We start from the raw sequence: 12,346 nt of genomic DNA on the forward strand, positions 1-12,346 counted from the left end.
TGATTGGACGAGTGCAAGTGCCTCCATCCCGCCGCCGCCCCATCCCGACGCCCCCGACCGGAGGCCGCCCGAAGGTCGCCGGTCTGCACCGCCGCGCCTCCGACGCGGCCGCCGCTCCCGAGGTCGTGGAGGAGGAGCAGGAGGAGCTCAAGGCGCCGACGGCGGTCGAGTGGACGCCGCCTGCGACGAAGGAGTCGACCGAGGAGTTCGCCGAGAAGAAGGCCCGGTTCGCCGCCGACGCGGAGAAGACCGAGTCCGAGGCCCCGTCGGCGCTCGCAGGGCAGCCCGGCTGGATGCTGCCCGCGGCCCTGCTCCTGGTGGCGGTCCTGCTGGGTGGCCTGGGCACGTTCTTCCTGGTCAAGTCCCGCGCAGTGTCCTACGACGCCGCCTTGGTCGACGCCGCGGCCACGTCTGCGGTCAACGGCCAGGTCCGCGAGGCCGTGGAGAAGTCGTTCTCGTACAACTTCGCCGACGTCGAGTCGACGGAGAAGGCGGCTCGCGAACTGCTCACGGGCAAGGCCCTGTGCCAGTACAACGCCGTGTTCGGCCCCGTGAAGGAAGTCGCGCCGCAGCAGAAGCTGGTCGTGACGGTTCGTGTCGTCTCATCTGCCGTGTCGTCCCTGAAGGGCGACCACGCGACCGTGCTGGTCTTCGCCGACCAGGTCACCACCCGCACTACCGACAACCAGTCGGGCGGCGGCACCGCGATGCTCCGCGTGAGCGCGGTCGACACCGGTGGCCGGTGGAAGATCGACAACATGGAGATGTTCGGCGCGACGGCCGAACAGACCCAGCAACTCCAGACCTGCTGAAGGTGACGCGGGGGCCCCGCGTCACCTTCCGGGGAACGCAGGGCCCCCGCGTGCTGCCTGTCCGGCGGCACGCGGGGCCCCCGCGTGCGCTCCTGGAGTACGAAAGCTCCCCGCGTACTCTCGCGGCTGCTCCGGCAGGCCCTACCCCGGCCCGGTCGTTTGGCCCGGGCCGGTGTCCGCCCGGCCAACGCCGTGCCCTAAGATCAACTCCGCTGTGAGGGGCCCCGGAAGTACCCGGAAAGCACTGAAAACACCCCCTCCGCCAGCCCCGACACGCGTGATCTCAGTCACACAAATCTCGTGGCGCTCTGTAAGTTCACTTGAAGCCGCCAACTTCCAACCAAATCGGCCGCACACGTGTTTGTGCAGGTCAAATGGGTGACAGTCGGTGAACCTCGCTCCATCCAGAGGGTGGATCGGCGCGCAACATCTTGACTGCACGCTCATGCAGGGTCACTCTGTCGGTGAGCAAGAGGAGGGTCCTTCCAGGTGCCTCTCGACAGTCGCCGTGCGCGTGGCTAGACTGCCCCTTTGCGCTGCCCATTTTCCGCTTGCCCTTCGCCGAGAGCGTGGATTAGTCGGGCATCGCCGCACCCTTGACAGCCGTGCTAGTTCGCTCTAGCCAGCTACCTGTCCCTGGAAGGACGCATCTTGGCGATCTCTCGCGCGACCAAGGCCACTGCTGCGACCAACTCCACGTCGGGGATCCCTGGAGCGCCGAAGCGCGTCTCGTTCGCAAAGATTCACGAGCCGCTCTCGACGCCCAACCTGCTCGACCTGCAGATCCAGTCGTTCGAATGGCTCACCGGCGACGAGGCGTGGTTCCAGCGTCGCGTCGACGCTGGCGACGAGACCCCGACGGGCGGCCTCGAAGAGGTCCTCAACGAGATCTCGCCGATCGAAGACTTCTCCGGCTCCATGTCACTGTCCTTCTCCGACCCGCGCTTCGACGAGGTCAAGGCCTCGACCGAGGAGTGCAAGGACAAGGACATGACGTACGCGGCACCGCTGTTCGTCACGGCGGAGTTCACCAACCACACCACTGGCGAGATCAAGAGCCAGACGGTGTTCATGGGTGACTTCCCGATGATGACGAACAAGGGCACGTTCATCATCAACGGCACCGAGCGCGTGGTTGTCTCCCAGCTCGTGCGTTCGCCCGGTGTCTACTACGACACCGCGGTCGACAAGACGACGGACAAGGACGTCTTCAGCGTCAAGATCATCCCGTCCCGGGGTGCCTGGCTGGAGTTCGACGTCGACAAGCGCGACACCGTTGGTGTCCGCATCGACCGCAAGCGTCGCCAGCCGGTGACGGTGCTGCTGAAGGCTCTGGGCTGGAGCACCGAGCAGATCCGCGAGCGGTTCGCGTTCAGCGAGACGTTGCTGACCACGCTCGAGAAGGACCACACCGCGGGTACCGACGAGGCGTTGCTCGACATCTACCGCAAGCTGCGTCCGGGCGAGCCGCCCACGAAGGAGTCCGCGCAGGCCCTGCTGGAGAACCTGTTCTTCAAGGACAAGCGCTACGACCTGGCGAAGGTTGGCCGCTACAAGGTCAACAAGAAGCTGGGCCTGGACACCGACATCAACACCGGCGTGCTGACCGAGGACGACATCGTCACGACGATCGAGTACCTCGTCCGCCTGCACGCGGGTGAGACGCAGATGGACGCCGCCAACGGCACCGACGTCCCCGTCGAGGTCGACGACATCGACCACTTCGGCAACCGTCGCCTGCGCACGGTCGGCGAGCTGATCCAGAACCAGATCCGCGTCGGCCTGTCCCGCATGGAGCGCGTCGTCCGCGAGCGCATGACCACGCAGGACGTCGAGGCGATCACGCCGCAGACCCTGATCAACATCCGTCCCGTCGTGGCGGCGATCAAGGAGTTCTTCGGCACCTCGCAGCTCTCGCAGTTCATGGACCAGACCAACCCGCTCGCGGGTCTGACCCACAAGCGCCGCCTGTCGGCGCTGGGTCCCGGTGGTCTGTCCCGTGAGCGGGCCGGCATGGAGGTCCGCGACGTCCACCCGTCGCACTACGGCCGCATGTGCCCGATCGAGACGCCGGAAGGCCCGAACATCGGTCTGATCGGTTCGCTCTCGAGCTACGCGCGGGTCAACCCGTTCGGCTTCATCGAGACGCCGTACCGCAAGGTCACCGAGGGCCGGGTCACCGACCAGATCGACTACCTGACCGCGGACGAGGAAGACCGCTTCGTCAAGGCGCAGGCGAACTCGCCGACCGACGACGAGGGCAACTTCACCGACGACCGCGTTCTTGTTCGCAAGAAGGGCGGCGAGGTCGAGTTCATCGACCCGATGGACGTCGACTACATGGACGTCTCGCCGCGCCAGATGGTGTCGGCCGCGACCGCCATGATCCCGTTCCTCGAGCACGACGACGCGAACCGCGCCCTGATGGGTGCGAACATGCAGCGTCAGGCCGTGCCGCTGCTCCGCTCCGAGTCGCCGCTGGTCGGCACCGGCATGGAGCTGCGTGCCGCGGTCGACGCCGGTGACGTCGTCGTCGCGAAGAAGACCGGTGTGGTCGAGGAGGTCTCCGCCGACTACATCACCGTCATGGCCGACGACGGTGCGCGCAACACCTACGCGCTGCACAAGTTCCGTCGCTCGAACCAGGGCACCTGCATCAACCAGAAGCCCATCGTCAACGAGGGCGACCGGGTGCAGGAGGGCCAGGTCCTGGCCGACGGGCCGTGCACCGAGAACGGTGAGATGGCGCTCGGCAAGAACCTGCTCGTGGCGATCATGCCGTGGGAAGGCCACAACTACGAGGACGCGATCATCCTGTCGCAGCGCCTCGTGCAGGACGACGTTCTCACCTCGATCCACATCGAGGAGCACGAGATCGACGCCCGCGACACGAAGCTCGGCGCCGAGGAGATCACCCGGGACATCCCGAACGTCTCCGAGGAGGTCCTGGCCGACCTCGACGAGCGCGGCATCATCCGCATCGGTGCCGAGGTGCAGCCGGGCGACATCCTCGTCGGCAAGGTCACGCCCAAGGGTGAGACCGAGCTGACCCCCGAGGAGCGTCTGCTCCGCGCGATCTTCGGTGAGAAGGCGCGCGAGGTCCGCGACACCTCGCTCAAGGTGCCGCACGGTGAGTACGGCAAGGTCATCGGCATCCGCGTCTTCTCGCGTGAGGACGACGACGAGCTGCCTCCGGGCGTGAACGAGCTCGTCCGCGTCTACGTGGCCCAGAAGCGCAAGATCCAGGATGGTGACAAGCTCGCCGGCCGCCACGGCAACAAGGGCGTCATCGGCAAGATCCTCCCCGCGGAGGACATGCCGTTCCTCGAGGACGGCACGCCGGTCGACATCATCCTGAACACCCACGGTGTGCCGCGTCGTATGAACATCGGCCAGGTGCTGGAGACCCACCTCGGGTGGATCGCCAAGCAGGGCTGGAGCGTCAACGGCGACCCGGACTGGGCGAAGAACCTGCCGGAAGAGCTGTACGACGTCGAGCCCGGCACCAAGACCGCGACCCCCGTCTTCGACGGCGCCAAGGAAGAGGAGATCACGGGCCTGCTCGGCTCGACGATCCCGAACCGCGACGGCGAGCGGATGGTCAAGGAGAACGGCAAGGCGCAGCTCTTCGACGGTCGCTCCGGCGAGCCGTACCCGTTCCCCGTGTCGGTCGGCTACATGTACATCCTGAAGCTGCTGCACCTGGTGGACGACAAGATCCACGCGCGTTCGACCGGCCCGTACTCGATGATCACGCAGCAGCCGCTGGGTGGTAAGGCGCAGTTCGGTGGTCAGCGCTTCGGTGAGATGGAGTGCTGGGCGATGCAGGCGTACGGCGCCGCGTACACCCTGCAGGAGCTGCTCACCATCAAGTCCGACGACGTGCTCGGCCGCGTGAAGGTCTACGAGGCCATCGTCAAGGGCGAGAACATCCCGGAACCCGGCATCCCGGAGTCCTTCAAGGTGCTGCTCAAGGAGCTGCAGTCGCTGTGCCTCAACGTCGAGGTCCTGTCTTCGGACGGTGCCGCGATCGAGATGCGCGACGGCGACGACGAGGACCTGGAGCGCGCGGCCGCGAACCTCGGCATCAACCTGTCGCGGTCCGAGTCGCCCTCCGTGGACGACGTCGTCAACTAGTCACCTCGCCGGCCGTCAGGGGGAACACCTCCCGCGTTCCCCCTGACGGCCTTCCGACCAGCTCCTTTGCCACCGATCTAAAAAGGGGAAGAGAGTAGACGTGCTCGACGTCAACTTCTTCGATGAGCTCCGCATCGGTCTCGCGACCGCGGACGACATCCGCCAGTGGTCTTTTGGCGAGGTCAAGAAGCCCGAGACCATCAACTACCGCACGCTCAAGCCTGAGAAGGACGGCTTGTTCTGCGAGAAGATCTTCGGTCCCACCAGGGACTGGGAGTGCTACTGCGGCAAGTACAAGCGCGTGCGCTTCAAGGGCATCATCTGTGAGCGCTGCGGCGTCGAGGTGACCCGCGCGAAGGTGCGTCGTGAGCGCATGGGCCACATCGAGCTCGCCGCTCCGGTCACGCACATCTGGTACTTCAAGGGCGTTCCCAGCCGGTTGGGCTACCTGCTCGATCTGGCCCCCAAGGACCTCGAGAAGATCATCTACTTCGCCGCCTACGTGATCGTGGGCGTGAACGCCGAGCTGCGCCACAACGACCTGCCCACGCTCGAGAGCGAGATGCAGGTCGAGCGCAAGCGCGTCGAGAACCGCCGCGACGCCGACGTGGAGGCCCGCGCCCAGAAGCTCGAGGCCGACCTGGCCGAGCTCGAGGCCGAGGGTGCCAAGTCCGATGTGCGCCGCAAGGTCAAGGAGGGTGGCGAACGTGAGATGCGCCAGCTCCGCGACCGCGCCCAGCGCGAGCTGGACCGCCTCGACGAGATCTGGTCCACCTTCACCAAGCTCGAGCGCGCTCAGCTGATCGCGGACGAGCTGCTCTACCGCGAGCTGTACGACCGCTACGGCGACTACTTCACCGGTGCCATGGGCGCGGAGGCCATCCAGAAGCTCCTGGGTGACTACGACGTCGACGCCGAGGCCGACATCCTGCGCGAGACGATCCGCAGCGGTAAGGGCCAGAAGAAGCTGCGTGCGCTCAAGCGCCTCAAGGTCGTTGCCGCCTTCCAGGCGACCCGCAACAACCCGCAGGGCATGGTCCTGGACTGCGTCCCGGTCATCCCGCCGGACCTGCGCCCTATGGTGCAGCTCGACGGTGGCCGCTTCGCCACGTCTGACCTGAACGACCTGTACCGCCGCGTCATCAACCGCAACAACCGCCTCAAGCGACTGATCGACCTCGGCGCGCCCGAGATCATCGTCAACAACGAGAAGCGGATGCTGCAGGAGGCCGTCGACGCGCTGTTCGACAACGGCCGCCGCGGCCGCCCGGTCACGGGTCCCGGCAACCGCCCGCTGAAGTCGCTGTCCGACCTGCTGAAGGGCAAGCAGGGCCGGTTCCGCCAGAACCTGCTCGGCAAGCGCGTCGACTACTCCGGCCGTTCGGTCATCGTGGTCGGCCCGCAGCTCAAGCTGCACCAGTGCGGTCTGCCCAAGCAGATGGCACTGGAGCTCTTCAAGCCGTTCGTGATGAAGCGGCTCGTGGACCTCAACCACGCGCAGAACATCAAGTCCGCCAAGCGGATGGTCGAGCGTGCGCGCCCGGCCGTGTGGGACGTGCTGGAAGAGGTCATCACCGAGCACCCGGTGCTGCTCAACCGTGCACCTACGCTGCACCGCCTCGGCATCCAGGCCTTCGAGCCGCAGCTGGTCGAGGGCAAGGCCATCCAGCTGCACCCGCTGGTCTGTGAAGCGTTCAACGCCGACTTCGACGGTGACCAGATGGCAGTCCACCTGCCGCTGTCCGCCGAGGCGCAGGCCGAGGCCCGCGTCCTGATGCTGTCGTCGAACAACATCCTGTCCCCGGCGTCCGGCAAGCCGCTGGCCATGCCGCGTCTGGACATGGTGACGGGCCTGTACCACCTGACCCGGCACAAGGCCGGCGACATCGGCGAGGGGCACTTCTACTCGTCGCCCGCCGAGGCCCTGATGGCGTTCGACCGCAAGGTCCTGGGCCTGCAGGCGATGGTGAAGATCCGCGTCTCCGACAAGAACCCGCCGAAGGGCCAGGAGCCGGAGGGCTGGGAGCCCGGTCAGCCGTGGCTCGCGGAGACCACGCTGGGTCGCGTGCTGTTCAACGAGATCCTGCCGCAGGACTACGCCTTCATCAACGAGGTCATGCCCAAGAAGCGGCAGGCCGTGATCATCAACGACCTCGCCGAGCGGTACCCGATGGTCACCGTCGCCCGGACGCTGGACAAGCTGAAGGACGCCGGTTTCCACTGGGCCACCCGTTCCGGTGTGACCGTCGCGATCTCGGACGTCCTCGTGCCCGCGGCGAAGCAGGACATCCTCGAGGAGCACGAGCGCCTCGCGGACGCCGTCGAGAAGCGCTACCAGCGCGGTCAGCTCTCCCACGAGGAGCGCAACTCCGAGCTGGTCAAGGTGTGGACCAAGGCCACCGAGCAGGTCCACGAGATCATGGAAGACAACTTCCCCGAGGACAACTCGATCCGCGTCATCGTGCAGTCCGGCGCCGCCGGCAACATGACGCAGGTCCGTTCGCTCGCGGGTATGCGTGGTCTCGTCACCAACCCGAAGGGTGAGTACATCCCGCGTCCGATCAAGAACTCGTTCCGCGAGGGCTTGTCGGTGCTCGAGTACTTCATCGCGACCCACGGTGCTCGCAAGGGTCTGGCCGACACCGCGCTTCGTACCGCCGACTCGGGCTACCTGACCCGTCGTCTGGTGGACGTCTCGCAGGACGTCATCATCCGCGAGGTCGACTGCGGCACCACCCGTGGTGTGCAGATGACCGTCGGCGAGCAGCTGGGCGACAAGGTCGGCCTGCACGAGTTCGCGCAGACGTCGGTCTACGCCCGCACCGTCGCGGACGACATCACGGACGCCCAGGGCAACCTGGTGCTGAACCGCGGTGACGACCTCGGCGACCCGGCACTGCAGTCGCTGGTCGACGCGGGCATCCTCCGCGTGAAGGTCCGCTCGGTCCTGACCTGCGAGTCCGCGGTCGGCGTGTGCGCGTCCTGCTACGGCCGCTCGATGGCCACCGGCCAGCTGGTCGACGTCGGCGAGGCCGTCGGCATCGTCGCCGCCCAGTCGATCGGTGAGCCCGGCACGCAGCTGACGATGCGTACGTTCCACCAGGGTGGTGTGGCCGGTGACGACATCACGACCGGTCTGCCCCGTGTCCAGGAGCTCTTCGAGGCCCGCGTCCCGAAGGGCAAGGCGCCGATCGCCGACGTCGACGGCCGCGTCCGCATCGAGGACGGCGACCGCTTCTGGAAGATCACGCTGATCCCGGACGACGGCTCCGAGGAGATCGTGTTCGAGAAGCTGTCCAAGCGTCAGCGTCTCGCCAACACGGCGACGGGCCCGCTGCAGGACGGCGACCACGTGGCCGTCGGCCAGCAGCTGCTGGAAGGTACTCCGGACCCGCACGAGGTCCTGCGCGTCATGGGCCCGCGCGAGGCCCAGCTGCACCTGGTGCAGGAAGTGCAGAAGGTGTACCGCGCCCAGGGTGTGGCCATCCACGACAAGCACATCGAGGTCATCGTCCGGCAGATGCTCCGCCGGGTCACGATCATCGACTCCGGCGCGACCGAGTTCCTGCCGGGCTCGCTGGTCGAGCGCGCCGACTTCGAGTCGGGCAACCGCGCGGTCGTCGCCGAGGGTGGCGAGCCGGCTGCCGGTCGTCCGGTGCTGATGGGTATCACGAAGGCGTCTCTCGCGACCGACTCGTGGCTGTCCGCCGCGTCGTTCCAGGAGACGACCCGCGTGCTGACCGACGCCGCCATCAACGGGCGTTCGGACAAGCTCATCGGTCTGAAGGAGAACGTGATCATCGGTAAGTTGATCCCGGCTGGTACGGGCATCAACCGCTACCGCAACATCCAGGTTCAGCCGACTGAGGAGGCGCGTGCGGCTGCGTACGCGATTCCTTCCTACGACGACGGGTACTACACGCCGGACGTCTTCGGGACTGGGACTGGTGCCGCGGTGCCGTTGGACGACTACGACTTCGGGCGGGACTACCGCTGAGCGTTGTAGGTTGATCTGAGGGAACAGCCCCTGGGAGCTTCGGCTTCCGGGGGCTGTTTCGTTTTGTCTGGTGGGTTGCGTCGTCGTGTCGGGTGCCTGTTTAGGGCTTGGGGCTCTGCCCTTACCCCGCCAATCTGATCAAAGACCGGCCAGCGCCGCTCGCGGGTTGATGGCACGCCCGTTGCTATGGGCGGCTGCGCGTTGCGTAGGGCGTGCGGTTCGGGTGGGTTGGTCCCATCCCAAGTCGAGCCAGGAGCTGGTCACACCCGAGGGGAGAGGTCAAGTCGCGAAAAGCGTGCGACTTGACCTCTCCCCTCGGGCGCGACAAGAGCTGTGGCACGACTCGTGACGGGACCAACCCACCGGAACCTCACGCGAAGAGCTGGCTCGGCTACGCCATCGCGTGTGCTCGCCTTCGGCTTCGCTTGAGCTGGCCGTTGCTACTAGCGGTTTGCGATGCCGTCGAGTCGTAGCGTTGTTGACTCGTCTCGGTGGCTGCCCTTGCTTCCCACGTGCTTCTCGCTGATTTCCGGGCCGTTCTTCAGCACGTGGTACAGCGCCATGCCGTGGCCCCTGCCCAGGTCGTAGTCGGTCTTCAGCCAGTCCAGGACCACGCCTGCCTTCGTCGTTGCGTCGTAGCCGCGTTCTGCTGCCGCTGCCAGCAGCTGCGCGGGGGTCTTGCCGGTCTTCTTCTCCGCGCCGTCGAGGTAGGCCTGGAAGGACATCGTGGGCTCCGTTCGTCGTCGTTGAACGAAGACTAGGACAACTTGGGCTGTCTTGACAAGAAAATTTGTCGGTGGAATCTGGTTGCGGGCGGCTGCTTACATGAAGGCATGGGGGAGCTGCTGTGGGCCGACGTTCGTGAGTGGTTCGACCCGGCGGATGCGCCGCTGCACGAGGGGTGCGTCGTCGGGGCGGGGGTGGGGGCTTGGGAAGCCGTCGCCGGAATGGTTCGGGAGCAGGGGTGGGCGTTCGAGGAACGTGGTGTCACGTTGGCGGTGTGGCCTGCGGAGGGATTTCAGGTCAACTTCTTCGAGAACGTTGACGGGCAGGACGTGCTCTTCGACATCCACGTCGGGGAGCTTCAGGGGCAGGAGCGGGTGGACCTGCTCGCTGCGTTTCTGCGGCACGTGGGGTGGGCGTTCGGTCGGCGCGTGGCGTTGGCCTTTGAGGGCGTTGATCCCGCTGTGCGGCCCTATCTGCACTACGACCCGGTTGCCGACGGGTTCGTGTTGGATCGGGAGCCTTAGCGGCGGCGGGCTCGGGTCAGGGCCCTGGCGCGGATCACGAGGTCGTCCACCAGGTTCTCGTCCACCAGGGGTGGGATGCCGGACTCGTCGGTGCAGCAGCGAGGTTTGGTGCGCTTCTCGGACAACCTCGGCCGAACTCCGGCCATTTCGTAGAGGGCCTCGTAGAGGTCCAGGCCTGGGTCGTCGTCGTGCGGGCCTACGAGGAGCACCCACACGACTTCTGGTGAAGGGAAGGCGACCACTACTCGGTCGGCGCCTCGGAGGTGTTTCACGCACAGGCGTGGGAGTGGTTCTGGGCCCGTTACGCGGTAGCCCAGGGCTGCGCAGCCTGAATGGGCCAGTTCGTCGAGGAAGCGTTCGTAGGCCACGCGGGCTCGGCCGCGGAGACCGTTGGCCTGGGCGTTGGCGGTGTGGGTTTCTACTACCTGGATCAAACTGAGCGGACCACGCGTCCCTTGCCGCTGCGCATCTCGTCGAGGGAGGTTGCGAGGTCAGACCTGTCGAGGAGGGACTGGTCGCTGAGGCGGCGGTGGACTTCGTCGATCAGGCCGCGGGTCTTGCCGGCGCGGCGCAGGTCGGAGACGAGGTGCAGGACCTCGTGGAGGCGCACGGTGTCGAGGAGCATGCGCGGTTCTTGGCTGTGGATGGCCAGTACGCCTTCTCGGGCCCAGGCCTTCACTGTTTTCTCGGTGAGGTCGAGGAGTTCGCCTGCTACCACCGGGCGGACCGGTGGGGCTTGGCGGAGGGTGCGGGCTACTACGCCGTCGAGCTTGCGGCGGCGTTCGTCGTCTTCTGACAGGGACGACGCCACGGACTCGATCTCTTCGATCGTTTCGAAGAGGTCCCGGATGTGGGCGGCCTCGGTCGCGACAGACATGGCTACTCCTCCCGTTGACTACCGATTATCACCCCGAAATTCGGTAGTCGTCAACGGCCCCGGGCAGGGATCCGGGGCCGTGCACGCTCACGAGGAGAAGAAGAGACCGGCCAGGCCGTGGTGCTTGCGGTGGCCGTAGGGGTGGTGGCCGTAGCCGCCGTGGTGGTGGTGGATCTGCTGCGGCGCGGCGCCCCAACCGGGCTGGGCCGGCTGCTGGTAGGCGACGGGCGGCGGGGCCGGGGCCGCGGGCGGCGGCGTGTGCATCTGGGCCTCGAGGCGGGTGATGGACTCGAGCTCGCCGTAGTCGAGGAAGACGCCGCGGCAGCCGTCGCACTGCTCGATGTGAACGCCCATGCGGTCGAACGTGCGCATGTTCGCATGACACTTGGGACACTGCATCGTGGTGAGCCTCCTGGGTGGGACCGGACAAAAACGATATTAGCCGCGGTCGCCGTTGCCGTGCGTCGCGATGATCCGACGACATGCATCGACCAGCGGTTCCACTGCTTGCAGACCGGTCACGAGTGCCCGCGCTGCCATTTGCACAACGTACGCCTGAGCCGGGATGTTGAGTGCCTCCCATTCCGATGTCGGCAGCGCCACTCCTCCCGTTTCACGGTAGGTGTTGAGGAACCTCGCCCAGAGATCGCCGGGGAGGATGCCCGCCGCGAACAACGCCGCAGGTCGGGCCAGGTCCCACACCGGATCACCGACCCCCAGGTCGTCCACGTCGATGAGTCGCCACGCGCCCCGGTGGACGAGCTGACCGAGGTGCCAGTCGCCGTGGATCAGCGCCCGGCCCGGCAGGTCCAGAGGCGGCAGCGTTTGGAACGCCTCCAAGACGACGTCGGCGTACGGCAGATCGGGTGACAGGGCCTCGATGGCGCGCACGATCCGTTCGGGAGCTCCCGCCACCGGACCCTCCACGGGCAACGCGTGCAGCCGCGCCAGCAGTGCCGCGCTCTCCTCCCACGGCGCCGCGTCGGGATCCGCCTGGCTCACCGGCGTCCCGTACGGCCACATCGTCACGGGCCGGTCCTCCACGAACTGCAGAGGCTTCAGCGGCGGCAGCATCAGCTCCGGATGCGCCGCCGCGATCTCCACCCGCTGCCGCAACGCCTCGACGTCGGTGTCCGCGGGATGCGCCTTGGCCACCACGTCGCCCACGCGCACCACCACGACGTCACCGCGGTCGCCGCCGAGCACCTCCGGATCGGAGGAAGAGCCGGTCAGCGAGGCCATCGCCGCGATCAGGTCGTCCACGCGCACAAGT

General features: G+C 66.8%; 9 protein-coding genes. 4 read left to right on the plus strand and 5 right to left on the minus strand.

Translation table 11 applies throughout. The annotated features are described in order from the left end of the window. The first annotated feature begins 17 nt into the window (after positions 1-17). The 3 genes from AOM45_RS48995 to AOM45_RS45175 all read left to right on the plus strand — a co-directional run bounded on the left by AOM45_RS48995 (position 18) and on the right by AOM45_RS45175 (position 8,946). Positions 18-812, plus strand: coding sequence for a hypothetical protein (locus AOM45_RS48995; protein WP_063757202.1), 795 nt, complete (start codon positions 18-20; stop codon positions 810-812). A gap of 651 nt (positions 813-1,463) precedes the next feature. Then, positions 1,464-4,949 carry a DNA-directed RNA polymerase subunit beta gene (gene rpoB / locus AOM45_RS45170; RefSeq protein ID WP_030473484.1) on the plus strand — a complete coding sequence of 1,162 codons (3,486 nt, stop codon included), beginning with the start codon at positions 1,464-1,466 and terminating at the stop codon, positions 4,947-4,949. Between the two features lie 100 nt (positions 4,950-5,049). Further along, positions 5,050-8,946: a DNA-directed RNA polymerase subunit beta' gene (locus tag AOM45_RS45175; RefSeq protein ID WP_030473483.1), complete on the plus strand. Its 3,897-nt coding sequence runs from the start codon at positions 5,050-5,052 to the stop codon at positions 8,944-8,946. Between the two features lie 443 nt (positions 8,947-9,389). On the opposite strand, the gene AOM45_RS45180 is transcribed toward AOM45_RS45175, so the two are convergent. Next, entirely contained in the window at positions 9,390-9,671 is a 282-nt protein-coding gene (locus AOM45_RS45180) for a DUF4287 domain-containing protein (RefSeq protein ID WP_030473482.1), read from the minus strand. Between the two features lie 108 nt (positions 9,672-9,779). On the opposite strand from AOM45_RS45180, the gene AOM45_RS45185 reads away from it, so the two are divergent. Then, on the plus strand, positions 9,780-10,196 hold the full coding sequence (locus AOM45_RS45185; protein ID WP_030473481.1) for a hypothetical protein: 417 nt from the start codon (positions 9,780-9,782) through the stop codon (positions 10,194-10,196). Here the strand turns inward: AOM45_RS45185 and AOM45_RS45190 are convergent. The 4 genes from AOM45_RS45190 to AOM45_RS45205 form a co-directional block, all read right to left on the minus strand. Next, complete coding sequence (locus tag AOM45_RS45190) at positions 10,193-10,405, minus strand: hypothetical protein (protein ID WP_156094433.1); 213 nt, start codon at positions 10,403-10,405, stop codon at positions 10,193-10,195. The genes AOM45_RS45185 and AOM45_RS45190 overlap by 4 nt on opposite strands. Before the next feature lie 221 nt (positions 10,406-10,626). Continuing rightward, entirely contained in the window at positions 10,627-11,073 is a 447-nt protein-coding gene (locus AOM45_RS45195) for a hypothetical protein (protein WP_030473479.1), read from the minus strand. Positions 11,074-11,160: 87 nt separating this feature from the next. After that, the gene (locus tag AOM45_RS45200) at positions 11,161-11,472 is read right to left on the minus strand and encodes a TFIIB-type zinc ribbon-containing protein (RefSeq protein WP_030473478.1); all 312 of its coding nucleotides are present in this window, start codon (positions 11,470-11,472) and stop codon (positions 11,161-11,163) included. A 39-nt stretch (positions 11,473-11,511) separates the two neighbouring features. Continuing rightward, entirely contained in the window at positions 11,512-12,336 is an 825-nt protein-coding gene (locus tag AOM45_RS45205) for a phosphotransferase family protein (protein ID WP_236704071.1), read from the minus strand. Positions 12,337-12,346 lie beyond the last annotated feature (10 nt).

Origin of the sequence: Lentzea aerocolonigenes (genome assembly GCF_000974445.1) — a bacterium.
Lineage (GTDB): Bacteria > Actinomycetota > Actinomycetes > Mycobacteriales > Pseudonocardiaceae > Lentzea > Lentzea aerocolonigenes.